This is a genomic window from Bacillus sp. JJ1474 (assembly GCF_036965225.1).
GTDB lineage: Bacteria > Bacillota > Bacilli > Bacillales > Cytobacillaceae > Cytobacillus.
The window spans coordinates 1-326 of record NZ_JBALPC010000238.1 but is presented as its reverse complement, the minus strand read 5'-3'; positions in this window follow the sequence as shown (position 1 = coordinate 326).

Sequence of the window (326 nt, the reverse complement as noted above, 5' to 3'; positions counted from 1 at the left end):
GGAATAAAAATAAAGCCATTAAGCAATTTTTCTGTAAAAAGTAATTGTTTTTACTTTTTGTATCTCACTTTTAGGCATCTCATTTTTGATATACTCCCATATCTGATAATTCATAATATTTGAAATAACAGTTTGGTATTTATATAATTCTTAATAAGGAAGGTGACTAGTTAGATGAATATAAACGTAGAACATAGTAAGCAATATTCAAGCATGCTTAAATTGCTCGAATCCACCATAGCAATGTCACAAGATGGTATTTATGTATGTGATAAGAACGGCAAAACATTGCTTATTAATGATGCATTAATTGAAATAACTAACAT